Annotated in this window: 1 protein-coding gene; it reads right to left on the bottom strand. The window is 31.8% G+C overall.

Going from position 1 to position 446, the window contains the following annotated elements; translation table 11 throughout:
• Positions 1–446, bottom strand: a 446-nt coding sequence (locus BAU27_RS00085; RefSeq protein WP_254797928.1) for a penicillin-binding transpeptidase domain-containing protein, incomplete at both ends; no start/stop codon positions are given.

Here is a 446-nt window from a genome sequence, read left to right as displayed (position 1 = left end):
GCTACTTTTGCTGTCATAAATGTGTTAGATGAATTAATGATAGCCTGCCTCGGTGTAATCTCACCTGTTGGCGTTCCAGGTGCATTCGTAATGTTATTTTGATTATCATACTGAAAACTACCCTTATCTAAATAAGTATCTTCAGGTTGAAAAAGCTTTTCGTTTAATCCAATTAAAATAGTAAGTGGCTTTATAGTAGAGGCCATATTTACATAAGATTCACCATACTTTAATTTTTGAATTGCTTTATTTTGCGAAAGTGATTTAATGTTTTCATTTTTAGATGATACATGTGTATATAATATATTTGGATTAAAAACTGCCGAGTTGGCCATAGTTAAAATTGCGCCAGTTTTTACATCGGTTACTACAACATAACCAGCATTAGCATCAGGTATTTTCTTAATTTGAGATCTTAATGCTTCCTCTGTTTTTTGCTGCAATTT

Origin of the sequence: Bacillus sp. NH11B, from assembly GCF_001884205.1 — a bacterium.
Lineage (GTDB): Bacteria > Bacillota > Bacilli > Bacillales > Bacillaceae_G > Bacillus_A > Bacillus_A proteolyticus.
This window is presented reverse-complemented; position numbering and strand designations above follow the sequence as displayed.